Annotated in this window: 23 protein-coding genes, 1 tRNA gene and 1 pseudogene; 11 read left to right on the top strand and 14 right to left on the bottom strand. The window is 55.3% G+C overall.

Features of this window, described 5'->3' with window-relative positions; all coding sequences use genetic code 11:
• Positions 1-2: 2 nt before the first annotated feature.
• From CU100_RS09030 to CU100_RS09015, 4 genes are all read right to left on the bottom strand, one after another.
• Entirely contained in the window at positions 3-749 is a 747-nt protein-coding gene (locus tag CU100_RS09030; protein WP_106716260.1) for an alanyl-tRNA editing protein, read from the bottom strand.
• Positions 749-1,783, bottom strand: coding sequence for a cysteine synthase A (locus CU100_RS09025; protein ID WP_106716259.1), 1,035 nt, complete (start codon positions 1,781-1,783; stop codon positions 749-751). Before CU100_RS09025 ends, CU100_RS09030 begins: the two co-directional genes overlap by 1 nt.
• Before the next feature lie 168 nt (positions 1,784-1,951).
• Positions 1,952-3,283, bottom strand: a complete 1,332-nt coding sequence (locus CU100_RS09020; RefSeq protein WP_106717190.1) for a DEAD/DEAH box helicase — start codon at positions 3,281-3,283, stop codon at positions 1,952-1,954.
• A 332-nt stretch (positions 3,284-3,615) separates the two neighbouring features.
• Positions 3,616-4,479 carry a DMT family transporter gene (locus CU100_RS09015; protein WP_106716257.1) on the bottom strand — a complete coding sequence of 288 codons (864 nt, stop codon included), beginning with the start codon at positions 4,477-4,479 and terminating at the stop codon, positions 3,616-3,618.
• Between the two features lie 111 nt (positions 4,480-4,590).
• Here CU100_RS09015 and CU100_RS09010 point away from each other — a divergent pair, with 111 nt between their 5' ends.
• Positions 4,591-6,009, top strand: a complete 1,419-nt coding sequence (locus CU100_RS09010; protein WP_106716256.1) for an aminotransferase-like domain-containing protein — start codon at positions 4,591-4,593, stop codon at positions 6,007-6,009.
• Here the strand turns inward: CU100_RS09010 and CU100_RS09005 are convergent.
• The 4 genes from CU100_RS09005 to ade are packed head-to-tail and all read right to left on the bottom strand — an operon-like array spanning position 5,985 to position 10,142.
• Positions 5,985-6,521 carry a DUF1697 domain-containing protein gene (locus CU100_RS09005; RefSeq protein WP_170113782.1) on the bottom strand — a complete coding sequence of 179 codons (537 nt, stop codon included), beginning with the start codon at positions 6,519-6,521 and terminating at the stop codon, positions 5,985-5,987. The genes CU100_RS09010 and CU100_RS09005 overlap by 25 nt on opposite strands.
• Complete coding sequence (locus CU100_RS09000; protein ID WP_106716254.1) at positions 6,518-7,063, bottom strand: DUF1697 domain-containing protein; 546 nt, start codon at positions 7,061-7,063, stop codon at positions 6,518-6,520. The genes CU100_RS09005 and CU100_RS09000 overlap by 4 nt, the downstream gene beginning before the upstream one ends.
• An 8-nt stretch (positions 7,064-7,071) precedes the next feature.
• Positions 7,072-8,331, bottom strand: coding sequence for a threonine ammonia-lyase IlvA (ilvA, locus tag CU100_RS08995; RefSeq protein ID WP_106716252.1), 1,260 nt, complete (start codon positions 8,329-8,331; stop codon positions 7,072-7,074).
• Positions 8,328-10,142, bottom strand: a complete 1,815-nt coding sequence (gene ade, locus CU100_RS08990; protein WP_106717189.1) for an adenine deaminase — start codon at positions 10,140-10,142, stop codon at positions 8,328-8,330. Before ade ends, ilvA begins: the two co-directional genes overlap by 4 nt.
• Positions 10,143-10,387: 245 nt before the next feature.
• Between ade and CU100_RS08985 the strand changes: the two genes are divergently transcribed.
• The 3 genes and pseudogenes from CU100_RS08985 (at position 10,388) to CU100_RS08975 (ending at position 13,402) form a co-directional block, all read left to right on the top strand.
• A complete protein-coding gene (locus tag CU100_RS08985; protein ID WP_106716250.1) occupies positions 10,388-11,365 on the top strand; it encodes a tripartite tricarboxylate transporter substrate binding protein BugD in 978 nt (325 codons plus the stop codon).
• 63 nt (positions 11,366-11,428) lie between these two features.
• On the top strand, positions 11,429-11,890 hold the full coding sequence (locus tag CU100_RS08980; protein WP_106716249.1) for a tripartite tricarboxylate transporter TctB family protein: 462 nt from the start codon (positions 11,429-11,431) through the stop codon (positions 11,888-11,890).
• Positions 11,891-11,900: 10 nt separating this feature from the next.
• A pseudogene (locus tag CU100_RS08975) lies at positions 11,901-13,402 on the top strand (tripartite tricarboxylate transporter permease).
• 8 nt (positions 13,403-13,410) lie between these two features.
• Here CU100_RS08975 and CU100_RS08970 read toward each other — a convergent pair.
• Complete coding sequence (locus tag CU100_RS08970) at positions 13,411-14,907, bottom strand: ArnT family glycosyltransferase (protein WP_106716248.1); 1,497 nt, start codon at positions 14,905-14,907, stop codon at positions 13,411-13,413.
• 199 nt (positions 14,908-15,106) lie between these two features.
• Between CU100_RS08970 and CU100_RS08965 the strand changes: the two genes are divergently transcribed.
• From CU100_RS08965 to CU100_RS08940, 6 genes are all read left to right on the top strand, one after another.
• Positions 15,107-15,192 (top strand) — tRNA-Leu (locus tag CU100_RS08965).
• A gap of 156 nt (positions 15,193-15,348) precedes the next feature.
• Positions 15,349-16,098, top strand: coding sequence for a competence/damage-inducible protein A (locus CU100_RS08960; protein WP_106716247.1), 750 nt, complete (start codon positions 15,349-15,351; stop codon positions 16,096-16,098).
• Positions 16,099-16,196: 98 nt separating this feature from the next.
• Positions 16,197-17,039: a universal stress protein gene (locus CU100_RS08955; protein WP_146141818.1), complete on the top strand. Its 843-nt coding sequence runs from the start codon at positions 16,197-16,199 to the stop codon at positions 17,037-17,039.
• Between the two features lie 144 nt (positions 17,040-17,183).
• On the top strand, positions 17,184-17,681 hold the full coding sequence (gpt, locus tag CU100_RS08950) for a xanthine phosphoribosyltransferase (protein ID WP_106716245.1): 498 nt from the start codon (positions 17,184-17,186) through the stop codon (positions 17,679-17,681).
• A gap of 233 nt (positions 17,682-17,914) precedes the next feature.
• Positions 17,915-18,349: an NUDIX hydrolase gene (locus CU100_RS08945; RefSeq protein WP_106717188.1), complete on the top strand. Its 435-nt coding sequence runs from the start codon at positions 17,915-17,917 to the stop codon at positions 18,347-18,349.
• A gap of 548 nt (positions 18,350-18,897) precedes the next feature.
• Positions 18,898-22,695: a vitamin B12-dependent ribonucleotide reductase gene (locus CU100_RS08940; protein ID WP_106716244.1), complete on the top strand. Its 3,798-nt coding sequence runs from the start codon at positions 18,898-18,900 to the stop codon at positions 22,693-22,695.
• 132 nt (positions 22,696-22,827) lie between these two features.
• Here CU100_RS08940 and arsH read toward each other — a convergent pair whose 3' ends face one another.
• From arsH to CU100_RS08915, 5 genes are read right to left on the bottom strand one after another with little or no spacing between them, the layout of a single operon-like run.
• Complete coding sequence (gene arsH, locus CU100_RS08935; protein WP_106716243.1) at positions 22,828-23,556, bottom strand: arsenical resistance protein ArsH; 729 nt, start codon at positions 23,554-23,556, stop codon at positions 22,828-22,830.
• The gene (gene arsC, locus CU100_RS08930; protein WP_106717187.1) at positions 23,531-23,953 is read right to left on the bottom strand and encodes an arsenate reductase (glutaredoxin); all 423 of its coding nucleotides are present in this window, start codon (positions 23,951-23,953) and stop codon (positions 23,531-23,533) included. Before arsC ends, arsH begins: the two co-directional genes overlap by 26 nt.
• A gap of 2 nt (positions 23,954-23,955) precedes the next feature.
• On the bottom strand, positions 23,956-24,654 hold the full coding sequence (locus tag CU100_RS08925; protein WP_106716242.1) for an aquaporin: 699 nt from the start codon (positions 24,652-24,654) through the stop codon (positions 23,956-23,958).
• Positions 24,651-25,061 (bottom strand): ArsR/SmtB family transcription factor, encoded by a 411-nt coding sequence (locus CU100_RS08920; RefSeq protein ID WP_106717186.1) that lies wholly within the window; start codon positions 25,059-25,061, stop codon positions 24,651-24,653. Before CU100_RS08920 ends, CU100_RS08925 begins: the two co-directional genes overlap by 4 nt.
• A gap of 60 nt (positions 25,062-25,121) precedes the next feature.
• On the bottom strand, positions 25,122-25,556 hold the full coding sequence (locus CU100_RS08915) for a DUF1810 domain-containing protein (protein WP_106716241.1): 435 nt from the start codon (positions 25,554-25,556) through the stop codon (positions 25,122-25,124).
• Between the two features lie 137 nt (positions 25,557-25,693).
• On the opposite strand from CU100_RS08915, the gene CU100_RS08910 reads away from it, so the two are divergent.
• A complete protein-coding gene (locus CU100_RS08910; RefSeq protein ID WP_106717185.1) occupies positions 25,694-26,065 on the top strand; it encodes a winged helix-turn-helix domain-containing protein in 372 nt (123 codons plus the stop codon).
• The last annotated feature ends 1 nt before the right edge of the window (position 26,066 follow it).

Here is a 26,066-nt window from a genome sequence, read left to right as displayed (position 1 = left end):
GTTCATACTCCCTCTGGCAAAGCGCCGATGCGGATACGGAACCGCCTGTTCTCCTTGCCTTTCTTTTCGATTTTGCCGATATGGATCGTGCCTACTTCACCGGTCGTCGCCACATGTGTGCCGCCGCAGGGTTGCGAATCCACCGAAGCGTTTTCGCCGATGCAAACCAGCCTGATACGGCCCGTCCCGCTTGGCGGCCTCACATTCTTGGATTTGATCAGGCCCGGATTGGCGGCGAGTTCCTCATCGGTGATCCAGCGCGTGAATATCGGGTGATTGGCTTCGACGAGTTCCATCATCTTGCGCGTAATGTCTTCCTTGGTCACACCCGCGTCGGGCAGATCGAAATCGACACGGCTGTCATCCTCGCTGACCGCGGCTCCAGTGATTGGAAAAGGACAGACCACGCTGAGCAGATGACAAGCCGTGTGCATCCGCATCAGCTTGTAGCGGCGGTCCCAGTCGATACGCAGCGTGAGCGTTTCGCCGACGGTAACAGAAGGCTGGTCCGCTGCTGGTATGTGGATGATCTCTTCCTTTGTTTCGCCGGTAATTGTTGCGGCAATGTTGACCGTCGAACCATCATCCCGGATGAAAAAGCCCGTATCGCCTGGCTGGCCGCCGGATGTGGCATAAAACACGGTCTGGTCCGTGACGATGCCGCCGCGATCATTGATCGCCAATACTGTCGCGTTGATCTCCTTGAGGTAAGAATCCTCGCGGAAAAGAATTCCGGTGTCATAGGCCATCAGGATATATTCTCGAAAGGAACCGGTATGTTTGTCTTTGCTTCCAGCCATGCCGGAACCGGCAAGTTCTTGGAACGCAGGAACTCCGGATTGAACATTTTCGACTGGTATCGATTACCGTAGTCGCAAAGGACCGTCACGATAATCTTGTCGGGTCCGAGATCCCGCGCCATCCGGATCGCCCCGGCGATATTGATTCCCGACGACCCCCCCAAACACAACCCCTCCTCAGTCACGAGATCGAAGACGATCTCAAGCGCTTCCGCGTCGGGGATTTGATAGGAGAAATCGGGCGTGAAGCCCGCAAGATTGGCTGTCACACGGCCTTGCCCAATGCCCTCGGTAATGGAACTTCCTTCGGATTTGAACTCACCCGTCGTATAGTAGGAAAATAGTGCCGCGCCGAGTGGATCGGCAAGTCCGATCTTTATGTTCGCGTCTCTCGCCTTCAGCCCTTGCGCTACCCCCGCAAGAGTGCCGCCAGAACCGACTGCACAGACGAACCCGTCCACCTTGCCGTTCGTGTCGCGCCAGATCTCCGGCGCCGTCGTCTCTACGTGAGCCTGACGGTTGGCGACATTGTCGAATTGATTGGCCCAAATCGCCCCATTCGGCTCGGTTTTTGCCATCTGCTCTGCAAGACGACCGGAGATTTTCACATAATTGTCCGGATTTTTGTACGGAACAGCCGGCACTTCGACCAATTCAGCGCCAAGAAGCCTCAAGGCATCTTTCTTCTCCTGACTCTGGGTCTCGGGTATCACGATAACTGTGCGGTAGCCAAGCGTTCGTGCAACCATGGTCAGCCCAATACCGGTGTTACCGGCCGTCCCTTCAACTATCACCCCGCCTCGCCTCAAAAGGCCGCGTTCTTCGGCGTCGCGAATTATGTAGAGCGCTGCGCGATCCTTGACGGACTGGCCCGGGTTCAAGAATTCGGCCTTGCCGTAAATCTCACAGCCCGTGAGATCGGAAGCTTTCTTGAGGCGAATGAGAGGGGTGTTTCCGATAGTGTCGATAACTGAATCGTACATGGGCCAAGTCCTTCATTCTGCTTGGCTCGAACCTATTTGCCCCGATCAAACCGTTCAAGCAGAGAATTTCTCAAACAGAACGATATGAGGAGATTTGTGTAACGATAGAAATGAAAAAGCCACCGGCACAAGGCTCCGGTGGCCGGGTATCAGTCTTGATAGCAGCCGTTAAGCAGCCTTTGCACCGAAGCCCTTTTTGTTGCGACGGAATGGACGCTTGTTCGCAGGGGCACCCGCATCATTGCTCCACACCTTTTCGCCACGTGCCTCACGCGGCTTGCCGGCAGACTGGCCGCGGTGCGGCTTCTTGCCGGGTGCACCGTTGCCGCCTTCGCGACGCGGCGGACGCTGGTCGCTGTTGGCAGCACGAGCCGGAAGACTTGAAAGGTCGATCGGCGAATCCGCCAAGGGCAGACGCATGCGTGTAACGCGTTCCACCGCCTTGAACTTGGACGCCTCTTCTGCCGGATCATAGAGCGTGATCGCCTTGCCGGACGCGCCGTTGCGGCCCGTGCGACCGATACGGTGGACATAGCTCTCCGGCTCATCGGGCAGGTCGAAATTGATCACGTGACTGATGCCAACGACATCGATACCACGGGCAGCGATATCCGTCGCGACAAGAACACGTACCGAACCATCCTTGAAGCCATTTAGCGCGCGCTGGCGCGCATTCTGAGACTTGTTGCCGTGGATGGCTGCAACATTGTAGCCGTCCTTCTCAAGAACGCGGGTAACCGCGTCGGCACCGTGCTTCGTCCGGGTGAAAACTATGACCGAAGACAAAGTCTCATCCTTGAGCATAGCCGAAAGAACCTGCTTCTTCTGCTTCGTCGGGATCATGTGTACGACCTGCTTGATCTCGGCGGCCGTTGTACCCTGAGGTGCAACTTCGACGCGAACAGGATTGCGCAACAGGGTGGCCGCCAACGTAGCAACCTCCTGAGGCATCGTTGCGGAGAACAGAGCCGTCTGGCGATCGCGATGCGTGCCCTTGGCAATGCGCTTAACGTCGTTGATGAAACCCATGTCAAGCATGCGGTCGGCCTCATCGAGCACGAGCCAGCGCGTTTCCGAGAGATCGACCCTATTGTCACGCACAAGGTCGGTCAAACGACCTGGTGTTGCGATCAGCACATCGACGCCTGCCTGCATTTTGTTGATCTGCGCGATGCGCGAGACCCCACCAAGGACGAGTGCGGTCGAAATGTGAGCGCCTTTCGCCAAAGTGCGGAACGTTTCTTCAATCTGCACGGCCAATTCGCGGGTTGGAGCAAGAACAAGAGCACGGGCGGTCTTTCCCTTGCGCTTGTCACCTATAGTTATGATCTTCTGCAGGATCGGCAGTGCGAAAGCTGCAGTCTTGCCGGAGCCTGTCTGGGCGATGCCAAGAATATCCTGTCCGGCAAGCTGTGCCGGAATGGCCTGTGCCTGAATGGGCTTGGGAGCAGCCATTCCGGAAGCATCCACTGCTTTCAGCAGGATGGCATTCAGACCCATGGCGGCAAAGCCGTTTGTTTCAATATTTTCCAATTCAATTCTCTTTCATTGGCCAAGCGCGATTTATCGCGAGCCACACAACGCACCACAGGGCGCAACCTGCGTGCAACATTATTTGGATGAACGACGAGACGCTGGGAACTCAAGGCTCTTAAGGCCAGAGGATCAAAGCGACTTGCGCAGCCGTGCCCACCGCCTAACGCGGATGGGTCTCAGACGCCACAAGTCCTGGTTCGGAACACCGGCATGACCGGTCCAAGCGCCTGACAGGCATATGGGCTCATCTCTACAAAAATGCAACCGATTTTATTGTGCGGCGCAAAATGCATTGACTATTTGGCGAAATGCTTGGCGCCCGCGACGCATAGTATTACCGCCAAAGTGACCGCGATCATGGGCCAGCCAACGGATTCGTGCAGAAGTGTCGCGGCGAGAACAAGGCCAAAGAAAGGTTGCAGCAGTTGCAACTGACCGACAGCCGCGATTCCGCCTTGGGCCAGTCCACGATACCAGAAAATAAAACCTATCAGCATCGAGAATAGCGAAACATAGACGAAGCCTATCCAAGCGGCTTGGCCAACGCCGCTCAAATCTGGCGGAAAAACGTAAAGGGTTAGAGGCAACATCACTGGCAATGAAAGGACCAGCGCCCAGCAGATCACCTGCCAGCCGCCGAGTCTGCGTGATAGTCGGGCACCCTCCGCATAGCCAAGTCCGCAAGCGATGATGGCCGCTAACATCAGCAGGTCACCACTCAGCGATACGACCAGATTTTGTGTCAGGGCAAATCCGGCCACAAGCAGGCTGCCCAGGCACGAAAACAACCAGAACATGGGGCGCATTCGCTCACCGCCGCGCAGGACACCGAAGATTGCGGTGGAAAGCGGCAGAAGTCCTATGAAAACGATGGAATGAGCTGACGTGATATGGCGGAGCGCAAGAGCAGTCAGGAGCGGAAAGCCAACGACGACACCCATGGCTGTAATGAACAAAGGACCGAGATCCGTTTTCACAGGACGCTTTTCCCTGAAGGCGAGCAGGAGCGCAAGTGCAAGCGCGGCGGCAATAGTTGCCCGAGCACTGGTCAAGAATAGCGGATCGAAGCCCGCAACAGCCGCGCGCGTTGCCGGCAAAGACCCGCTGAAGATGAGTACGCCTATGAATCCGTTGATCCAGCCGCTTGTTATCTTGTCCATGTTTTCCCAGCCATGTGATCCATGCTCGTTCTATCGACCCTGAACACTGGATTTGCCAGATACGGTGCAGTACAATACTGCCAAACTGTCATGGAATTGTGAGCAGTACAGATGGATGATGGATTGATTGGGGGAAGCGGAACACTGGTAAGCCGTGTGGCGAATGACATTCGCCAGCGCATTGCTGCCCGCACGCTTGCACCGGGCGCCAGGCTTCCCTCGATCCGGAGCTTCGCCAAGACAATGGCAGCCTCCAAGTCGACAATCGTCGAAGCGTATGACCGGCTGGTGGCAGAGGGTGTCATACAATCCCGGCGCGGATCAGGTTTCTATGTCGCCGGGCGTATGCCCCCTTTGGCACTGGCTGAGATCGAACCCAGGCCAGACCGCGCCATTGATCCGTTGTGGGTGTCGAGGTCATCACTTGATGCGAGTGACGGTATGGCAAAACCTGGCTGCGGATGGCTGCCGTCTTCATGGATGCCTGAAGCAGGTATTCGCCGCGCGTTGCGTGCGCTGGCGAGGAGGCAAGACAACTCGCTCACCGACTACGCGTCGCCACTCGGCTTGAAACCACTGCGGCAACTGCTTGCGCGACGCATGGCTGAACATGGAGTGGAGGTCATGCCCGACCAGATCATGTTAACGGAGTCGGGCACGCAGGCGGTCGATCTCCTTTGCCGGTTTCTGATTGAACCTGGCGATGCAGTAATGGTCGACGATCCCTGCTATTTTAATTTCCACGCTTTGTTGAAAGCGCACCGCGCCAAGATAATAGGCGTACCCTACACAAGGAACGGCCCCGACCCCGAGCTTTTTGGCAAAATCCTGTCGCAACACCGCCCTCGCCTCTATATTACCAACTCCGCCCTGCATAATCCGACTGGCGCGGTACTTTCATCCGTTGTCGCTCACCGGCTGCTCAAGCTTGCGGAACAGCATGACCTGACAATCATCGAAGACGATATCTTCGCGGATTTCGAACATCAACCGGCCCCCAGACTCGCTGCGTTCGACGGGCTCGACCGCGTTATACATATTGGAAGCTTTTCGAAATCGTTGTCTGCATCCATTCGTTGCGGCTTCGTGGCCACGCGGCGCGAGTGGATTGATGGGTTGGTGGACCTGCGCATAGCCACTTCGTTCGGGAGCGGACGAATAGGATCCGAGGTCGTGCTGTCCATGTTGAAGGATGGAACCTATCGCAAGCACATGGATAGCCTGCGTACGCGACTCGCGCGGAGCATGGGCGATACAATCGCCAGGCTAAAGCCGCTCGGCATTGTTCCGTGGATACAGCCGCGCGGTGGCATGTTTCTCTGGTGTAAACTTCCAGACGGCGTCGATGCCGCTAGAATCGCCCAACTCGGACTGGAAGAAGGGATCGTTTTCGCGCCGGGCAATGTGTTTAGCCAAGCGCAGGCCGCTCATTCGTACATGCGTTTCAATGTAGCCCAGTGCAACAATCCACATATCTTCGAAGTGCTGGGAAGGCTCGTTGCCGATCAGGCCGCTTCGGCCAGTTCTTGAAGCGCCAGCACCGTTCGCCAGTTGCGCGAGGTAAGCGGCACTTTCAGGGCCTTGTCGAGTGCAGCAGCAAGCGGCGAAGTACCAAACCCGTTAGGCGTATAGAGGTAGAGCACGCGATTCCTGATCGTGAAGCTCTCGTTTTCGCTTGCCTTGTTTGCAAACGCCTCCAAAGCAGCATCCGTCGGGTCACCTTCAAGAATGACCGAATGGAGAGAGATGGGATTCTCCACTGCCTGGGGATAGGGGTTTTTATTGATCATGCAGTTCCACTCATCAGTACTTCGGATGAAAACACGTGATTCGAAACCGAAACTCCCCGAAAAACGTTTCGAAATTACCTCGGCAATCTGACGCGCGGTCTTGCTGGATTTAAGGACAACATTGCCACTCTGCACGTAAGTTGCCACGCCTTCGTAGCCGGCCTCCACAAGCAAGCTCCGCAAAGTCTCCATTTTGACTTTCTTGTTTCCACCAACATTGATGCCACGAAAAAGCACGATATAAATGGTCACTTTGCATCCCTCGCCACTTGTTCTGCCAAATGGGACAGCTTGACCACAGTATTCCAATTTCTTGCTGTGGCCGCAATCTTCAGGGTCGGTTCAATTTTGGGATGCAACCTTGCATTCGAAACCCCTTGCGGAGTGTAATAGTACAGTACCCTGCCCCTTATCTCGAACTGTTCTGGTCCGGTTGCCTTCTGCCTGAGCGCCTCTACCGCCTCAGGATCGGGTGCCCGCTCCATGACGTAGGCGTGAAGTTTGGCCGGCTCGTTTACCGCCAGTGGGAAAGGATTGTTGACGATCAGTCTACCCCACTCGGCCTTACTGACGATCATGATGTGCTTGGAGAAGCCGAAATGCTCCAGCGCGATGTTAGCAACATGTCTGGCAATACGCTTTGGCGTATCGTTTGAAACAAGGACCACATTGCCGGTGTTGATATAGGTTACAACCGACCGAAAGCCCTCTTCAGCCAGTGCTTGCTTCAATGGCTGCACTGGCAACAAAGTATCGCCGCCGACACCGCGAAACAGGACAATCCAGGTGGTCATATACCTCCTCAGATGATCAATCCGGCAATGGTCTCATTATCAGTGATGTCCTGATATGCCCAACCCGCCTCATCAAATCGTTTGAACAACATGTCGAAATTGATTTTGTTTTTCGTTTCGATGCCGATAAGCACCGAACCGAAATTCCGTGCGGATTTCTTGAGGTATTCGAAGCGCGCGACATCGTCTTCCGGTCCGAGAAGATCAAGAAACGACCGAAGAGCGCCGGGTCGCTGGGGAAACCGGAAAATGAAATACTTCTTTAGACCCTCGTAGCGCAGCGATCGTTCCTTCAACTCCGGCAGACGTTCGAAGTCGAAATTGCTGCCGGATATGACCAGAACCACGCGTTTGTTCCTGATCTCGCTCTTCTTGAAGTCCTTGAGTGCGTCGATTGCGAGAGCACCCGCCGGCTCTACGACTATACCCTCAACATTGAGCATTTCGAGGATAGTTGAACTGAGGCGGTTCTCTGGAATCAAAGATACAGAGTCTGCCGCGAAGCCTTTGAGCAACTTGAAGTTTTCACGACCTATCTCGGCGACGGCAGCGCCATCGACGAAATTGTCCACGGTGTCGAGTTTGACACGTTTTCCCGCTTCAAGACTGCGTTTCAGGCTTGGCGCACCCGAAGGTTCAACGAAGCGAAAACGGGTTTCCCAGCCGAGATCGGCAAGATAGCGTGTAACACCGCCGGAAAGCCCGCCACCGCCCACAGGCAAGATCATCAGGTCGGGCTTGCGCTTGTCCGGCAGCTGAGTAGCGATTTCATGCGCCACGGTCGCTTGTCCAGTGATGATGTCCATGTGGTCGAAAGGCGGGACCATGATTGCCCCGGTTTTTGCGGCAAAGTCCTGCGCAGCGGCGTAGCATTGATCGAAAATATCTCCGAACAGCCGTATTTCGATGAAATCACCGCCAAAACTGCGTGTCTTGTCGATTTTCTGTTGGGGCGTGGTCACAGGCATGAAAACGACGCCCCTCTTGCCGAAATGCCGGCAGATATAGGCGAAGCCCTGCGCGTGGTTTCCAGCCGAGGCACAAACGAAGGATGAGTCCTGCGATCCGTGCCCTGTCAAGTAATGCGAGATGAAATTGAACGCGCCACGGATCTTATAGGACCTTACTGGCGACAAGTCTTCGCGCTTGAGCCAGACTTGCGCACCGTATTTCTGGGAAAGATAATGGTTGAGTTGCAGCGGAGTTTCGGGGAACAGCACGCGCATCTTTTCCGTCGCGCGGTCCACGGCCTTGATGAATGCAGTCATAGGAACAGGTCAACCTTCTCAAATGTCCGGACATCGATAATCCCGACATCTGAAATACGCAATTCCGGTATTACCACCAATGCGAGCAGCGAGTGCTGCATATACGCGTTGTTGAGAGTACAACCCATCGCTCGCATCGCGTTGACGAGTTTGTCGGCCTTTGCTGCGACAAGTTCTGCACGCTGATCCGACATCAGTCCCGCAATCGGCATTTCCACCAATGCAAGTTCGCGGCCCTTGGAAAAGAGCACGACACCACCGCCGACTTCGCCTAGGCGGTTGGCAGCTTTGGCCATGTCCGCCTTGTTGGTGCCAACGACAATCATGTGATGGCTGTCATGAGCGACAGTTGAAGCCATTGCGCAATCAAGGGTATAGCCGAAGCCCGAGACGAAGCCATTGACAACTGCTCCAGTTCCCCGGTGCCGCTCGACAAGAGCAATCTGGCAAACATCATTGCGCCGATCCATCTGTACGATGCCATCCCTCACGGTGAGCTCCGCTTCGAGCGCTTTTGTCGGCGCTTGATTTTCTATGACGCCTATCACCCGCGCAGTGACGTGATTTGCGGGTTTGGGAGACCTGATGTCGAAATCATTAGCCTGCAGCTTCTTGCCGAGCTTGATCGTATGCTTGGCAAATGCAGGGTAGTCATAGGCTGGAATCTCGGCAGTGAGCTTACCCTTCTCCGCCACAAGCACACCACGTGCGTAAACGCGGTCGATGGTGAGGTTCGCCAGGTCCGAAACGAGAAGGAAGTCGGCAAGTCGTCCCGGTGTAATCGAGCCAATCTCCCGCTCAAGCCGGAAATGTTGCGCTGTATTGAGTGTCGCCATCTGGATTGCGGTCACCGGCTTCAGCCCTTGGGCGATGGCGTGGCGCACAACACGGTCCATGTGACCTTCGTTCACGAGCGTTCCGGAATGACTGTCATCCGTACACAAGATGAAATTGCGTGGATCGAGGCCTTGCTCGGTAACAGCCTTGATCTGCCGGGCAACGTCATACCAGGCAGAGCCAAGACGCAACATGGCGCGCATGCCCTGGCGAACCCGGGCGATGGCATCCTCCATGCGAGTGCCTTCATGATCATCCTCTGGACCACCTGCAACATATCCGTGGAAGGCCCGCCCAAGCTCAGGCGACGCGAAGTGACCGCCGACGGTTTTGCCGGCTTTTACCGTGGCATCGATCCCTCCGCGCATGGAAGCGTCGTTGTTGGCCACGCCCGGGAAGTTCATCACCTCGCCGAGACCGATTATGTTGGGCCAAGCCATTGCCTCGGCGACGTCTGCTGGACTGATGGCAGCCCCCGCATTTTCCAACCCTGGTGCCGACGGAACGCAACTTGGCATCTGCACGTGCACATTGATCGGCATGGCGAGCGCCTCGTCGTGCATCAGGCGGACACCGTCGAGCCCAAGCACGTTGGCGATTTCGTGCGGATCGATGAACATCGAAGTCGTACCATGGGGTATGACTGCGCGCGTAAATTCCGTCACAGTGACCATTCCACTTTCGACATGCATGTGCGCATCGCACAGACCAGGTACGAGATAACGCCCACCAGCGTCGACGACTTTCGTTTTCGGCCCTATGCAGTGCTCCGCCCCCTGCCCGACAAACGCAAACCGCCCGGCGACAACGGCGATATCGATGCCGGCTATGATCTCTCCGGAATAGACGCTGACCAGGCGCCCGTTGCGGACGACCAAGTCCGCATGCTTGCGGCCCATAGCAACATCCACAAGTAACGGAGCTGATTCCGTCCACGTCGCCGGCTTGCTCGCCGCTCCTGCCTGTTTGCTCATCGTCAACACTCCGACCGACTGTTTTCTTTCGAATATGCATATACCAAAAAGCAACCTGACGGCCCTGTTCACAGCACAATTGTCAAAAAAATCCGGGAAATCCATGATTTGCTTGACACAACCGCGATCGTTGCGTCCGATAGGCCTACGCGCCGCGTTAAACGAAGCGGCCAACATGGTGGAGAAAGCGTTGGCACGTTCATAATCGCGGCAATTTCAAAAGCGTTGTTCTGGGAGGAAAATTTATGCTCAAGCTTTTAACGTCATTGGCCGCAACAGCCGCCATTACTCTCATATCGGGTAACGCATTTGCGCAAGCCTATCCCGAACGCAGTATAACCATGGTCGTGCCGTTTGCGGCGGGCGGCCCAACCGATACCGTTACGAGGCTCGTTGCCGAAACGATGTCAAAGGACCTCGGTCAGCAGATTATCGTGGAGAACGTCGGCGGAGCAGGAGGTACGCTCGGCGCGTCTCAGGTAGCCAAGGCAGATCCGGATGGCTACACGCTCTTGCTCCACCACATCGGCATGGCAACCAGTGCAACCCTTTACCGGAAGCTGCCCTATGACACGCTCAACGCATTCGAATATGTAGGGCTCGTCACAGATGTTCCGATGACAATCGTCGCGAAGAAGGACTTCGAACCTACTGATCTCAAAGGTCTTCTCGAATACGTCAAGGCCAACGCCGACAAGATCACGCTCGCCAATGCCGGCATAGGCGCAGCCTCTCATCTTTGCGGCATGTTGTTCATGAGTGAGATCAAGACACCGCTGACAACAGTACCCTACAAAGGTACCGGACCCGCCATGACGGATCTCCTGGGTGGTCAGGTAGATCTGATGTGTGATCAGACAACCAATACAACCAAACAGATCAAAGGCGCCACGATCAAGGCTTATGCCGTGACATCGGCGAAGAGGCTTGATGCCCTTCCCGATGTTCCAACTGTCGCGGAAGCCGGCCTGCCGGGCATGCAAGTGGGCATATGGCACGGCATCTATGCACCCAAGGGAACGCCTGCAGAGGTAACGCAGAAACTGTCGGCATCGCTACAGAAAGCTCTCAAGGACCCCAACATCGTGTCGCGCTTTGCTGAACTCGGGACGGTACCGGTCACCGACGCGGAAGCGACACCCGCAGGACTAAAGGCCAAGCTGGAAAGCGAAGTAACGCGCTGGAAACCTGTCATCGAAGCGGCCGGACAATACGCGGATTAGTTGGAGAGGGTCAGGAGCATCGAGCACCTGACCCTTTTTCTCTCGAGTGACAGTGAGTGAACAATGAAATCTCTGAGTTTCAGCTCGCGCGACCTGATATGCGGGGCGCTGTTTATATTCATAGGCCTTTTCTTTGCCATCCAAGCATATGGCCTGGAGCTAGGAACAGCACTGCGCATGGGACCCGGCTATTTCCCGCTTGTATTGGCTGGAATCCTCATTCTTCTTGGCATCATCGTCATAATTCAGGGAACACAGATCGAGCATGAGCCTATGGGGCCAATTGCATGGCGAGGACTGCTGTTCATTCTACCCGCCCCCATTTTGTTTGGACTTACCGTCCGGGGATTGGGCTTCGTCCCATCGCTCTTTCTGACGGGCATGGTAGCCGCCTTTGCCAGTACCAGGATGCGCCCGGGAACGGCGCTGTGGCTCGTTGGCGGACTTACTCTATTTTCGGTGATAGTCTTCAGTTATGCCCTGGGCCTGCCGTTCCGGCGTTTTGGCCCCTGGCTTGGGCAGTGAGGGCCGCCAAATGGATCTACTTAACAATCTCGTCCTTGGATTTGCGACCGCGGCCTCGCCTTACAATCTCCTTTTCTGCTTTACCGGTGTCATTCTGGGTACCCTTATCGGCGTGCTTCCCGGTATCGGTGCGACTGCAACGATCGCCATGCTTCTGCCGATCACCTTTCAACTCGAGCCGGTATCGTCGCTGATCATGCTCGCCGGCATTTACTACGGTGCCCAATATGGCGGATCGACCACTGCGATCCTGATTAACATGCCGGGCGAGTCTTCCCTGCAGTCACGGCTATCGACGGATATCAGATGGCGCGCAAAGGGCGCGCCGGGGCAGCACTGGCCATTGCAGCTATAGGTTCTTTTTTTGCCGGAACTGTATCGACGATTCTTGTCGCAGTCTTCGCGCCGCCGCTGACAGCCATCGCGCTTCAGTTTGGCTCCGCCGAGTATTTTTCCCTGATGATCGTTGGTTTGATTTCCTCCATCGCTCTTGCTCACGGATCGGTCGTCAAGGCTCTTGGAATGGTTGTTCTCGGACTTCTTCTCGGACTTGTGGGTACCGATATTTACACTGGGACGCCGCGTTTCAATCTCGGAATACTTGAACTCTCAGATGGCTTGAATTTCGTCGCGCTGGCTGTCGGCGTATTCGGCATTGCCGAAATCCTGCGCAATCTCGAGAACGAGCATGATCGTGACGTGACGATCAAGAAGGTGAGCAACCTTTTGCCAACCCGGCAGGACTGGAAGGAAATGACGGCGCCAATCCTACGGGGCACTGCAATCGGCTCTGCACTCGGAATCTTGCCTGGTGGTGGTGCGATTCTTGCGTCATTTGCGTCCTATACCGTGGAGAAACGGATATCGAATACGCCTGGTGAATTCGGAAAGGGTGCTGTTGCCGGAGTGGCAGGACCAGAATCTGCCAATAATGCCGGCGCACAGACGTCTTTCATACCTATGCTGACGCTCGGTATCCCGGCCAATCCGGTGATGGCCTTGATGATTGGCGCCATGATCGTTCAAGGCATCGTGCCCGGGCCAAATGTCGCCACCGAGCAGCCAGCTCTGTTTTGGGGAATCATTGCCTCCATGTGGATCGGCAATTTGATGCTTATTCTGCTCAATCTGCCGCTGATCGGCCTATGGGTCAAGCTGCTGACGATCCCCTATTACATGTTGTTTCCCGCCATTATCGCCTTCTGTTCGATTGGTGTTTACAGTGTAAATTCGAATGTATTCGATCTGTATGCAGTAGCCTTCTTCGGCCTTATCGGCTACGGGCTGGCAAAGCTCCGCTGCGAACCGGCACCCCTGCTGCTTGGCTTTGTGCTGGGGCCGCTTTTGGAGGAGCATCTTCGTCGCGCCATGATCATGTCGCGCGGGGATCCTATGACCTTCCTCAACCGCCCAATCAGTCTTGTGCTACTGTTACTCGCAGCGGCTGTTCTCGTGGTCGTCCTGCTGCCGAGTATCCGCAAGAAACGTGATGAGGTTTTTGTCGAGGAATAGGGTGATTTTCATTTGGCTGGAACGAAAAAGTAGCTCACCCGCGCTGTCTGCTCAGGATAGTATTTATAGCTGAGATCGACGTGCTTGATGTTTGACGGGGGAGCGGCGATCCCCGCTCCGTTAAGCAAATTTAGCACGGCCGGATTCATCCCCTGGCCAAACCAGACAAAAAGTGCCGGGAAGCGAATGCGCGAAGCGGCATTCGGCATTTCCAGATGCACCGGATTGATAGAACCGTCGAGGAGACGCAGGTTTCCCGGCAGTTGTGGGCCGTTTGATACGACTGTCAGATAAGTTCCCTCGGCGCGCGTCACGGTGAAAAGCTTCGCGTAGTCCAGTTGGCCGATAGACGGCGCCTTTCCATCCCTAGCATATAGCAGATTCACGGCCAATCCTGGAATAACCATCAGCGCGCAGACTGCGCCGACAACTGCAAATCGCTTCAACGGCAGGTCAGTTCGTATATAGCGTCCCAAGAGAATTGCGAGACAAAGCGGGCTTAGAAAGAGAACCGGCTGGAGCCAGCGATCTTTTACTTCGGCAGCACCGCTGATGAGAACACCAACAAAAACAGCCGCTAGCGCGAATAGCAGGATTCGGACCAGGAATTTTTCGCCGGCGCTCCACGGACGAGACGGCGACATTTGGTCTGCCCGGCTTCTCCACCAGGCGATCCCAAAGAAAGCCAGCGCTACTCCCGAGAAGAGAACGCCGTTAAGCAACAGCTTCCATTCACCGTGAAGACGACTGACAATGAAGTTGCCGCCTTCGCCTATCTCGAATTTATGTGACCTCGCCAGCAGGTTCTCTGTATGCGAAAGCGTCCACAACCCAGTGGGTGCTATGGCCGCAATGAAAACAAGCGCCACGACAATACTCTTCCGTGTCAGAAGAACGGCACGATATTCAGGAACAGACAAGCCTGCTGAAATGAGACCGATGAGAAAGAAACTGGCGTTGAACTTTCCGAGCAACCCCGAAGCGATGCCAAGCCCAAGCAGTGCGGCCGAACGCCAGGAGCGGGACTTCATGTGCCAGGCGAACGCGAGAAAAGCCCATGCACAGCCGGCAGTGCCACCAACAGAATGGGTCAGGGTCCGTTGGGATTCCCAAGCAATCTGGGGCAGCAGAAAAATACCGAGCATGCCTGCTGCAGCAACCGGCTTTGACAGGCCAAGCAGCCGCGCGCCGAAATAGACGCTGATGAACGAACTGGCCAAGAGACCGAACTTGACGAGATAAATGGTAAACAGGCTGATCCCCAGGAGATCCCCGGCAATGCTGTTTATCCAGGTATAGAGTGGCGCTTGCGACCCGCCATATCCCCACTGAAGATCGCCAACATAGGCCAGTTGCTCCGCGTCATCTACGCCCGCCCCGTTTGAGATCGCCGTCAGGAAGAATATCTGAAACACAAAATAGACAAGGACGAACAAGAGTGCCGGATTGCGGGACGCCACTTTCGTCAGACTCGTCAGCGGGGATTGATATGGAACAGCGGGCATAGCGACTTCTTTGTTTTGAAGAATTCGCGTTCTAGTCCAGGTTGCGCGCCAAATCCACCGAAGATGCTACTTTAGTCGTAGAACGTTAGTTTGAGCTGATGATGAAGCGGCCCCAAAACCGGCATTTTCAGCACGAATAAAGCATCCGCTGCAAAAGAGCGTTGACGGAACCACCCGAACCATTGAAAAGCATGGGCGCGCGGACGTGGTGAAATCGGTAGACACAACAGACTTAAAATCTGTCGGCCATAGGTCATGCGGGTTCAAGTCCCGCCGTCCGCACCAGTTGCTGAACAATAATTTGTCAGGTTGGCAACGATTTGCCTCCAGTTTTTCACGCGCCTTGCTCCGCTCACGTCCTTCGCCTTTTCCGTAGTTGAAAATGGCTTGCGGCGATCCGACTGGAGAATTACGGTCGCGTTCCCCTCTAGGAGAATTCTGATGACGGATGATGTTGTAACCGCAGCCATGCTGGCGATCGGCGATGAGTTGCTGTCGGGCCGCACAAAGGACAAGAACATTGGCCACCTCGCGGATATTCTCACCGCTGTCGGCATCGATCTTGAAGAGGTCCGCATAGTACCCGACGAAGAGGATCGTATCGTTGAAGCGGTGAACGCCCTTCGGGTTCGCTATGAGTATGTATTCACATCCGGCGGGATAGGGCCAACGCATGACGACATAACGGCTGACGCGATCGCAAAAGCGTTCGGCGTGCCATGCGAGCATGACGCAGCAGCGATGAAACTTATGGCGGACAACTACGCGTCGCGCAGTATTGAATTTACCGAGAGCCGCCAGCGTATGGCGCGCATGCCAAGGGGTTCCTCCCATATCGACAATCCTGTTTCGACCGCGCCCGGGTTCCACATCGGCAATGTCTACGTCATGGCAGGCGTTCCCTCGGTTTTCCAGGCTATGGTCGACAATGTTATTCCCACCTTGCGTACAGGTAAGAAGCTTCTCTCCCGTTCGGTGAACTGCCCTTATGGCGAAGGCGCTATCGCGGTGCCTCTTCGGGAGATCCAGACGGCCTATCCTGATACGATCATCGGCTCCTATCCCAAATACGAGAATGGAAAATTCGCCACGGAACTGGTTATCAGAGCACGCGATGAACAAAGGCTCGCTGCGGCCGAGGCTGCCGTGAGGCAGATGGTGACCGATATCGCTCTCGATGACATGCGCTGAATCTATGCAAGCCATCCAAATTGCAAAGGAATTCTTGCGCGGGAAGCGTATAATAGTGCCTGATGCATTCGATGATGCAACAACCGATGGAGGCCAGAATGGCATTTCGCACGATCATCGCATTCATTCGAAGTGAGCGCGAGGCAAAACGAGTTATAGGCGCCGCAAGGTTGATCGCTTCGTCCAGCGAACGCACGCATATCATTGGGATCTACACCATTCCCTCGCCGATTGTTTATGCCGATCCAACAGGATTCGCAGATACAACGCTTTTCGAAGCCCACGAGCAGCGGCACAAGGAAAACTCTGAAGCAATTTCCAGGCTTTTCAGGGCGGAGATGTCGACGGGAACGATTTCCCACGAGTTCCGGATCGTACGTTCCGAGAGCAGCAGCCCTTCTGCGGGCGTAACTCAAAGCGCCCTTCGCGCCGACATAATCATCGCCGGTCAACCCGATCCCAACGATCCCGACAGTGTCAATGACGTCACAGATCCCTTGGTCATGGAGAGCGGACGTCCGGTCCTCTTCGTTCCGTACAAGACGCCGCTGCCGGAAAGCATCGATCGCGTCGTAGTCGCTTTCAATGGCAAGCGCGAAGCGTCACGCGCCGCGTTCGACTCGCTTCCTCTGCTGCTCAAGGCCAAAAGCGTCGATATCGTCTGGGTTGATCCGAGGCAGTCCAACGACCCCAATGTGGATATCCCTGGCACGCCGCTTTCCGATGCGCTTCGCCGTCATGGCGTTAACGTTCATCCCCACGCGATCAATTCCAACGGCGAATCTGCCGACAAGGTGTTGCGCCGCCGTATCGCCGAAAACAACGCGTCACTATTCGTAATGGGCGCCTATAGCCAGTCTCGTCTGAAGGAATGGGTGTTCGGCGGTGTTACCAGTTCGATCATGGCCGATATGCCGTGTCTGACGTTGATGTCGCGATGAACACTCTCGCTAGTTCCTCGTTTTCTTTGGAAAAGTCTTCCGATAGCCCAAGCTTCTTGCCATTGCGGTGCTTTTCCCGCTATTGCGAAACGCATTCCTGGTGGAACAATTGCCACCGCTACTTTCTTTTGGAGTGCTGACGCCATGTCTCTACCCGATAAAGCTTTTCCAGTTTCCTGGGATCAGTTTCACAGGGATGCGCGTGCTCTCGCCTGGCGTGTCGCGGGAATGCAGCGCGAGTGGCGCGCGATGGTAGCCATCACACGGGGTGGACTGGTTCCCGCAGCCATCATCTGCCGCGAACTTGGGATCCGGATGATCGAGACGGTTTGCATCGCCTCGTACCACGATTACGACGAGCAAGGTGAACTGAAGGTTCTCAAAGATGTCGACGCCCGACTATTGGAGAATGGCGGCGAAGGCATATTGGTTGTCGACGACCTTACAGATACTGGCAAGACTGCTGCTATCGTCCGCACGATGATGCCGAAAGCCCATTTTGCGACAGTTTATGCAAAGCCCAAAGGCCGCCCGCTTATTGATACGTTTGTGACCGAGGTGTCACAGGACACCTGGATATACTTTCCGTGGGATATGGGGCTGACGTATCAGGAACCCATCACCAAGGGGCACGGCGGCTAGCTTGCTCGTCAAGCTGTCAACCAAACGATGATTCAGGCGGCTGGACGCAGTCGCCAGATTTATTGCACTGCTGTTCAAAAAAATGTCATAAGTCGCGTATAAGCAGCAAACCATGGCGCGTGGACGATTGCGGAATATGCGAATCGGTTCACACTTCTAAACGGAATGCGGGACCAGGCGAAACATTGAACATAACGTATCGAAACGAGATCGTCACAGACAAGCGGATCGAAATGCCGGACGGCAGGGTCTGCCAGGTTGCTGCGCTCGCTTATCGGTTGAAGAAGAAGCGGCCCGAGATCCTGCTGATTACCAGCCGCGGCACCGGCCGGTGGGTGCTGCCTAAGGGCTGGCCGCAGATCGGTAGAACGTTTGCTCAATCTGCCCAGCGCGAGGCCTACGAGGAAGCCGGGGTGCGTGGCGATGTGGCGCCTTTTTCAATCGGCACATACACTTATGAGAAGCATGATATGTGCGAAGGGGAATGCGGTGATTTCGTCGTCGATGTTTACCCCCTGCGGTTCTCGCACCAGGAAAAGAACTGGCCCGAGCGCGGCGAACGCCGGCTCGAATGGGTAGCGTTGGAAGAATGTATACTCCGGGTCGAAGAGCCGGGGTTGAAAGTTCTGATCGCCGGTTTTAATCCGGATAAGATTACCATCGGCTAGTTCATCCAAAATGCCCGTTGGGTTGTCCCCGTTATCCACATATGTGACACACAAGATGTTGCGGTCATAATTTTGCAGCAAACTATTTCTTGACGCTCCGTGCCGAGTCACTTTTTATGGTCAACGGCGTTGCGTTTGTGGCGTGACCGGAGCGTTCGTAGCCGGCCTTTCCCAGTTTAAGTAGTGTTTGTCAGAGCTTGCTTCCCATGGGGCACGCGAGCAATGGCGTATGTCCCGATGGGAAAAACAAATGCGCACAGCCAAAAAAATTTCGTGGGAATATGGTCTGTTAACACTATATTTAGCGTTTACAGGCACTATTGATACCAGATAGTGTGACAGCCTCTTGAGGAAGCAGAATCACACAACAGGTGTCGGACACGGGACCACGAGTTCAGCGCCGCCGCGTTGAAAATGCGACGTTGAGGTCGGAGTGCAAACGGCCGGTTTCAATGCCGAAATCGGTCCCGGTGAATTCCACCCTGGTCGCGCACCGGACTTCACATGGCGCCTGACGGACACTATATATAGATACAAGGACGAGACAGATGCGGATCGAACGGCGTTTTACCAAAGAGAACCAGTCAGCCTATGCGGAGATCGAATTTCGCGTAGCGACGAGCGAGATCAAGAACCCCGACGGATCGATCGTGTTCCGTCTCGAGAAAATCGATGTTCCGGCCCAATTCAGCCAGGTAGCTGCCGATATTCTTGCGCAGAAATATTTTCGCAAGGCTGGTGTACCTGCAAGGCTCAAGAAGGTTGAGGAAAACTCCGTTCCTTCCTGGCTGTGGCGCTCGGTTCCCGACGAAGATGCGCTTGCTGCATTGCCGGTTGAGGAACGTTATGGCTCCGAAATGGACGCCCGCCAGGTATTCGATCGTCTTGCCGGAACGTGGACCTATTGGGGCTGGAAGGGCAAGTATTTCGATAGCGAAGCAGACGCCCTCGCCTTCCGCGATGAGCTTGCCTACATGCTCGCGACCCAGCGCGTCGCGCCTAATTCTCCGCAATGGTTCAACACCGGACTTCATTGGGCCTACGGGATCGATGGTCCAGGTCAGGGTCACTATTATGTCGACCCGGAGACCGGCAAGCTGACCAAGTCCAAATCCTCCTATGAGCATCCTCAGCCGCATGCATGCTTCATCCAGTCGGTTGCGGACGATCTGGTGAATGAAGGCGGAATCATGGACCTTTGGGTGCGTGAAGCGCGTTTGTTCAAATACGGCTCCGGCACGGGTTCGAACTTCTCCTACCTTCGCGGAGAAGGTGAGAAGCTGTCCGGCGGTGGCCGCTCCTCCGGTTTGATGTCTTTCCTGAAGATCGGCGATCGCGCTGCCGGTGCCATAAAGTCGGGCGGAACGACTCGCCGCGCGGCCAAGATGGTTGTCGTTGACGTCGATCACCCTGACATCGAGGAATACATCGACTGGAAGGTCAAGGAAGAGCAGAAGGTAGCGGCTCTCGTCACCGGCTCCAAGATCGTCAAACAGCACCTTGCCGCCATAATGAAGGCTTGTGTTAATTGCGAAGCCGACAATGGCGATTGCTATGATCCAACCAGAAATCCAGCGCTCAAGCGCGAGATCAAGGCTGCCAAGAAAAATCAGGTCCCTGAAAACTACATTCAGCGCGTTATCCAGTTCGCCAGACAAGGCTATACGGATATCGACTTCAAGACCTATGATACTGACTGGGATTCAGAAGCCTACCTGACAGTCGCCGGCCAGAACTCTAATAATTCCGTTTCACTCAAGGACGAATTCCTTCGCGCCGTAGAAAATGATGGCAACTGGAACCTGACTGCCCGCAAGGATGGCAGGGTGATGAAGACGCTAAAGGCGCGCGATCTATGGGAGAAGATTGGCTATGCCGCCTGGGCATCAGCTGATCCGGGCCTGCACTTCAACACTACGATGAATGATTGGCATACCTGCCCTGCCGCCGGCCCTATCCGCGCGTCCAACCCATGTTCGGAATATATGTTCCTGGACGATACGGCTTGCAACCTCGCCTCGATCAATCTGCTGCCTTATCGTGGCAAGGACGGCAAGATCGATGTAGCGGGCTTTGAACACTCCGCTCGACTGTGGACAATCGTACTTGAGATTTCCGTAATGATGGCGCAGTTTCCTTCCAAGGAAATTGCCAGGCTCTCCTATGAATATCGCACACTCGGTCTGGGTTATGCCAATATCGGCGGCTTGCTGATGACCTCGGGCATCCCCTATGACAGCCCCGAAGGCCGTGCAATTGGCGGCGCACTCACTGCGATCATGACTGGCACAGCCTATGCCACGTCCGCCGAGATGGCCAAGGAACTGGGTGCATTCAATGGATATGCACCGAACGCTGATAATATGTTGCGTGTGATCCGCAATCACCGTCGCGCGGCCTATGGTGAAAACCAGGGTTACGAGCGTCTTGCGGTAAATCCTGTCGCGCTGATTGCTACAGACTGCCCGGATCAGGACCTCATAACCCATGCGAAGGCAGCATGGGACAAGGCGCTACAACTCGGCGAACAGCACGGTTATCGCAATGCTCAGGCTACAGTTATTGCACCTACAGGTACAATCGGCCTCGTCATGGATTGCGATACAACTGGTATCGAGCCGGACTTCGCACTCGTCAAGTTCAAGAAACTCGCAGGCGGCGGCTATTTCAAGATCATCAACCGTGCCGTGCCCGAAGCTCTGCGGACCTTGGGTTACACTGAAAGCCAGATAGCCGAGATCGAAGCCTATGCCGTTGGCCACGGCAATCTCAACCAGGCGCCGGGGATCAATCCCGGATCGCTGAAAGGCAAGGGCTTCACCGACGAAGTCATCGCCACGCTCAACACAGCGCTGAAATCAGCTTTCGACATCAAGTTTGCTGTCAACAAGTGGACCATCGGGGAAGACTTCGCCAAGAGCGCGCTTGGCTTCACCGATGAACAACTGAACGATCCCTCGTTTGAGATCCTGCCTGCCCTCGGCTTTTCCAAAAGGGAAATTGAGGCTGCCAATATTCATATTTGTGGCGCGATGACACTTGAAGGCGCGCCTTTCCTCAAGGAGGAACATTATCCTGTCTTCGATTGCGCCAATCCTTGCGGTAAGATCGGCAAGCGTTACCTTTCGGTAGACAGTCACATTCGCATGATGGCGGCCGCGCAGCCCTTTATCTCCGGCGCGATCTCCAAAACGATCAACATGGCAAATGAAGCGACTGTTGAGGATTGCAAGTCGGCGTATATGCTTTCTTGGAAGCTGGCGTTGAAGGCGAATGCACTTTACCGCGATGGTTCCAAGCTGTCGCAACCGCTGAATTCTTCCTTGCTCGCCGATGACGACGAGGATGAAGATGATGCAATCGAAGCGTTGATCGAGGCTCCGGCAGCGGCTAGGGCCGTTCAGCTCACAGAAAAGATCGTGGAGCGCATCGTCGAACGCTATGTGCACGACCGCGAGAAATTGCCGAACCGTCGCAAGGGTTATACCCAGAAGGCAGTCGTGGGTGGCCACAAGGTTTATCTCCGGACGGGCGAATTCGACGATGGCCGTCTTGGCGAGATCTTCATTGATATGCACAAGGAAGGTGCTGCTTTCCGGGCGATGATGAACAACTTCGCCATAGCCATCTCGCTGGGGCTGCAATACGGCGTTCCACTAGAAGAATATGTGGAGGCCTTCACCTTCACCAAATTTGAACCGGCAGGCATGGTTCAGGGCAATGATGCCATCAAGAACGCGACATCGATCCTAGACTACCTGTTCCGGGAGCTCGCGGTCTCGTATCTCGACCGCCATGATCTTGCTCATGTCGATCAGTCGGACTTCTCCAACACCTCGCTTGGCCGCGGTATCTCGGAAGGCAAGACCCAGCCTGTTTCGAAAGGCCTGACACGCGGTGCGTCACTGACTGTAGTTTCGCCCAACAAGGCTGATCCGAAGGGTTTTAGCAACGCAGGGGGAACAGGCGCTGCCAACGCGCCCAAGGCAACTGCGTCATCAAATGTCACGAGCCTCGCAAGCCGCACGGTTACCGCAGTAGCTGCAAAGCCGGCCATTGCTACGGTCAATCAGGAATCGATAGCCTTCAAGCGCGATTATGAGGAGCGCGCAAAGGACCAGACCGAAGCAACTCCGGCTGCAGCCCTGTTCGACGACACTGACGCGGAAGCGGCAGCTGAAGAAGCCAAGGCTGAGGCTAAGAAGGTGATGGCGGATCGCCGGATCAAATCAATGATGCAAGGTTATACGGGCGACAGCTGCTCCGAGTGCTCAAACTTCACCATGGTCCGCAACGGAACTTGCCTGAAGTGCGATACATGCGGAAACACGAGCGGGTGCAGCTGATTTCACACCGCAAACTCGGCAGCGAGCCTGCCGAGTTACCCAAGCAGGACGCGGTGAGCTGGGTGAAGTATATAATTCCCGGCTGCCCAGTTTCGAAGTTTGCGATGCGCGCCGGGCCAAAGCCCGGTGCGTTCAAACGGCGGACTTGAAGTTCACCCGCTTTTCGAGTTGTGCAGCATTCTCTTTGCGTTCGCTATAGCGATCCGTGAGATATCCCGAGACGTCACGCGTCATCAGCGTGAACTTGACAAGTTCTTCCATCACATCAACCACTCGATCATAGTATGCGGAGGGCCTCATGCGGCCGCTCTCGTCAAATTCCTGATAGGCTTTCGCAACGGAGGACTGATTGGGAATAGTAATCATGCGCATCCACCGTCCGAGAACGCGCATCTGATTGACCGCATTGAACGACTGTGACCCACCTGACACCTGCATAACAGCAAGCGTCCGCCCCTGCGTGGGACGTATTGAACCCATCGCCAGCGGTATCCAGTCGATCTGCGACTTCATAACGCCCGTCATGGCACCGTGCCGTTCGGGACTGGTCCAGACTTGACCTTCCGACCACAACGAAAGCTCGCGCAGCTCCTGCACCTTCGGATGGTCGATCGGCGCATCATCAGGAAGCGGCAATCCGGCTGGATCATAGATACGGGTATCGGCGCCAAAGTGCTCCAGAAGCCGCGCCGCCTCTTGGGTCAGCAGACGGCTATACGATACTTTGCGCAGAGAACCATGGAGCAGGAGGATTCGCGGACGATGTGTTGAAGATTGACCCGCAAGCTTTGCAGCCTCCGGCACATGCAGAACCTCGGCTTGCACGTTCGGCAGGTCAGACAATGCGTTTTCCTTCAGCATCGATTACAACCTCGCCGTCTTCTTTGGCGAAGGGCGCTTTTTGCGGGTTCGGCAGTATGTCCAAAACTTTTTCTGAAGGACGGCTCAGGCATACCCCTCGCTCGGTCACGACGAAAGGACGATTGATAAGGATTGGGTGTGCCTCCATGGCGTCAAGTAACTGCTCGTCGGTCAGCGATGCATTATTGAGACCGAGTTCGGCATAGGGCGTACCCTTTTCGCGCAAGGCATCCCTTACAGTAAGACCCGCCCTTTGGATCAGGTCCTTTAGTACCTGCCTGGTGGGAGGAGTTTTCAGATATTCTATGATTATCGGATCTATCCCAGCGTTGCGGATGAGAGCGAGCGTGTTGCGCGAAGTGCCGCATGATGGATTATGGTAAATGGTGACGGTCATGGCTATTCAGCGCCTTTCAGTGTGTCGAGCGGTTTAGGGCTATCCGCTAGAATCCAACTCGCGAGAGCCATAGCCAGCATGGTGCCGACGACCTCAGCTAAGATGAAACCTGGCAGATCGACAGGCCGGATACCTGCGAAAGTGTTCGATAGTGCACGCGCGATCGCCACAGCGGGATTGGCGAAGGAGGTCGACGCTGTGAACCAATAGGCAGCAGTTATGTAGAGGCCGACCAGCCAGGGAACACCATCCTGTCGAAAGCGAATGCCAGCAACGATCGTGAATACAAGGCCGAAGGCGGCCACTGCTTCAGCTACCCACTGGCCCGTACCAGTACGAACTGTCGTTGATATCTGCACGATTGGAAGCACGAACATCGCGTGTGCGATCAGCGTTCCCGCAAATCCGCCCGTGATTTGTGCAAGAACGTAGAGAAAACCGGCAGTCGCATCGATCTCCCGACGCATCGCGAAAGCCATCGTGACAACGGGATTGAAGTGCGCGCCGGAAATCGGGCCCAGGATGGTGATGAGCACCACCAGAATGGCCCCGGTCGGGATCGTATTGCCAAGTAGCGAGAGGGCTCCGTCGTTCGACAGACCGTCAGCCATGATACCGGAGCCGACGACAGTCGCGACGAGCATTGCGGTGCCAAGTGCCTCCGCAGCAAGCCGGCGCGGCAGGTTTGGGATGTCACTCATCGGACCGCATCCGGCACATCGTGGCGAATGTCAGTGGAATCTCCGCTTTTGCAATTCTGGAACTCGTCTCGTGGAGTGCAACAGGGGATAATGTCCCCAATGAGCGGTGTGCAGATATCCGGGTGTCCGACGCAGCAATCCTGCAGAAGAAAGCTGACGGCTTCCCGAAGCTTGTCAAAGCTAACCCTATAAATAATCAGGCGACCCTGCCTTTCAGACGAAATCAATCCAGCGCGCGACAAAATTGCAAGATGGGTCGACATTGTATTCTGCGGAACATTCAGGATACGGGACACTTCGCCCGCCGCAATGCCATCCGGCTCATGCATCACTATGGTTCTGAACGCGTCCATCCGTGTGGTTTGAGCCAGTGCCGCAAAGGCTTCGATTGCATCTAACTTTTCCATATATCGAGATATATCGATACACAGCGCAGCGTCAATCCCTATTTTCATTTGGCGGTTCGTTCAGTGACCTTCCAGAAGCGCCAATGTTTGGGGATCCATGCGCCCCCCGCAATAGCGGTCGAGCGCTTGTAAAAAGGGCATGGGGTTGGGGTCTACTTTCGCAAAAAGGGTCATGGAAGAGCGAAATTTCAGATCGTCGGGGGAGCCCAAGATCTCAATCAGCGACTTATCAGTATGGGTCATCAGCATTTCCGTGCAGAGGATCAGTCTTGGGCCAAGCAGGTGATGATCCAGAAAGGCTCGAGCTTCCACTTTCGAGGCGATTCCAAAGCGCTGCGCTGCTGGTGAGCGACCAAGTCCCCTCAATTGCGGAAAGATAAACCACATCCAGTGACTGCACTTTCGGCCCTTCGTAAGCTCATCAAGGACTTGAACGAAGACCGGCTCCTGCGCCCTGACGAAACGTTGCAGGTCAAACCCCGCTGGATCGCTCATTTACACCTCACCGCTCGATACTGTTCAAATTGTTGAGACTCATGCCAAAGCAGGACACAGACATCCGGTTCCATATCCGTGTACATCGCAATTCCATCGTTATAGATAGTAGCGGTTCCAATGGAGCGGTCACAACAATGAGTCCACGTTCGAAATGCGATCTGCAACCGGTCCTGCGTATCGATTTCCCGAACGAGGAAAAGATTGGCCGGGGCAAGATGCGATTACTTGAACACATCCGCGAAACCGGGTCCATATCTGCCGCCGGTCGCGCCATGGACATGTCCTATCGCCGGGCTTGGCTTCTGGTAAGCGAGATGAACGCGATGTTTGCCCAGCCGGTTGTAGACTCGCAACGCGGTGGAAAACAGGGGGGTGGCGCAGTCGTGACGGACTTTGGTGAGACACTTCTGCAGCGCTTTCGCGACATGGAAAAGAAAATCGAGACGGCGCTGGCTTCGGATCTCGCGTGGCTTGACGCGAACCGCAGTGTCACCAAGTCGCGGTAAA

The sequence above is a fragment of the Phyllobacterium endophyticum genome (genome assembly GCF_003010935.1).
GTDB classification, from domain to species: domain Bacteria; phylum Pseudomonadota; class Alphaproteobacteria; order Rhizobiales; family Rhizobiaceae; genus Phyllobacterium; species Phyllobacterium endophyticum.
Note: the sequence above shows the minus strand (reverse complement) of the source record. Positions and strands in the feature narration are given on the sequence as shown.

Excerpts from the sequence above, each read along its gene's own strand:
- CU100_RS09030 (WP_106716260.1), bottom strand. The coding sequence starts at position 749 with ATGGCCTATGACACCGGAATTCTTTTCCGCGAGGATTCTTACCTCAAG.
- CU100_RS09025 (WP_106716259.1), bottom strand. The coding sequence starts at position 1,783 with ATGTACGATTCAGTTATCGACACTATCGGAAACACCCCTCTCATTCGC.
- CU100_RS09020 (WP_106717190.1), bottom strand. The coding sequence starts at position 3,283 with ATGGGTCTGAATGCCATCCTGCTGAAAGCAGTGGATGCTTCCGGAATG.
- CU100_RS09015 (WP_106716257.1), bottom strand. The coding sequence starts at position 4,479 with ATGGACAAGATAACAAGCGGCTGGATCAACGGATTCATAGGCGTACTC.
- CU100_RS09010 (WP_106716256.1), top strand. The coding sequence starts at position 4,591 with ATGGATGATGGATTGATTGGGGGAAGCGGAACACTGGTAAGCCGTGTG.
- CU100_RS09000 (WP_106716254.1), bottom strand. The coding sequence starts at position 7,063 with ATGACCACCTGGATTGTCCTGTTTCGCGGTGTCGGCGGCGATACTTTG.
- ilvA (WP_106716252.1), bottom strand. The coding sequence starts at position 8,331 with ATGACTGCATTCATCAAGGCCGTGGACCGCGCGACGGAAAAGATGCGC.
- ade (WP_106717189.1), bottom strand. The coding sequence starts at position 10,142 with ATGAGCAAACAGGCAGGAGCGGCGAGCAAGCCGGCGACGTGGACGGAA.
- CU100_RS08985 (WP_106716250.1), top strand. The coding sequence starts at position 10,388 with ATGCTCAAGCTTTTAACGTCATTGGCCGCAACAGCCGCCATTACTCTC.
- CU100_RS08980 (WP_106716249.1), top strand. The coding sequence starts at position 11,429 with ATGAAATCTCTGAGTTTCAGCTCGCGCGACCTGATATGCGGGGCGCTG.
- CU100_RS08970 (WP_106716248.1), bottom strand. The coding sequence starts at position 14,907 with ATGCCCGCTGTTCCATATCAATCCCCGCTGACGAGTCTGACGAAAGTG.
- CU100_RS08960 (WP_106716247.1), top strand. The coding sequence starts at position 15,349 with ATGACGGATGATGTTGTAACCGCAGCCATGCTGGCGATCGGCGATGAG.
- CU100_RS08955 (WP_146141818.1), top strand. The coding sequence starts at position 16,197 with ATGGCATTTCGCACGATCATCGCATTCATTCGAAGTGAGCGCGAGGCA.
- gpt (WP_106716245.1), top strand. The coding sequence starts at position 17,184 with ATGTCTCTACCCGATAAAGCTTTTCCAGTTTCCTGGGATCAGTTTCAC.
- CU100_RS08945 (WP_106717188.1), top strand. The coding sequence starts at position 17,915 with ATGCCGGACGGCAGGGTCTGCCAGGTTGCTGCGCTCGCTTATCGGTTG.
- CU100_RS08940 (WP_106716244.1), top strand. The coding sequence starts at position 18,898 with ATGCGGATCGAACGGCGTTTTACCAAAGAGAACCAGTCAGCCTATGCG.
- arsH (WP_106716243.1), bottom strand. The coding sequence starts at position 23,556 with ATGCTGAAGGAAAACGCATTGTCTGACCTGCCGAACGTGCAAGCCGAG.
- arsC (WP_106717187.1), bottom strand. The coding sequence starts at position 23,953 with ATGACCGTCACCATTTACCATAATCCATCATGCGGCACTTCGCGCAAC.
- CU100_RS08925 (WP_106716242.1), bottom strand. The coding sequence starts at position 24,654 with ATGAGTGACATCCCAAACCTGCCGCGCCGGCTTGCTGCGGAGGCACTT.
- CU100_RS08920 (WP_106717186.1), bottom strand. The coding sequence starts at position 25,061 with ATGGAAAAGTTAGATGCAATCGAAGCCTTTGCGGCACTGGCTCAAACC.
- CU100_RS08915 (WP_106716241.1), bottom strand. The coding sequence starts at position 25,556 with ATGAGCGATCCAGCGGGGTTTGACCTGCAACGTTTCGTCAGGGCGCAG.
- CU100_RS08910 (WP_106717185.1), top strand. The coding sequence starts at position 25,694 with ATGAGTCCACGTTCGAAATGCGATCTGCAACCGGTCCTGCGTATCGAT.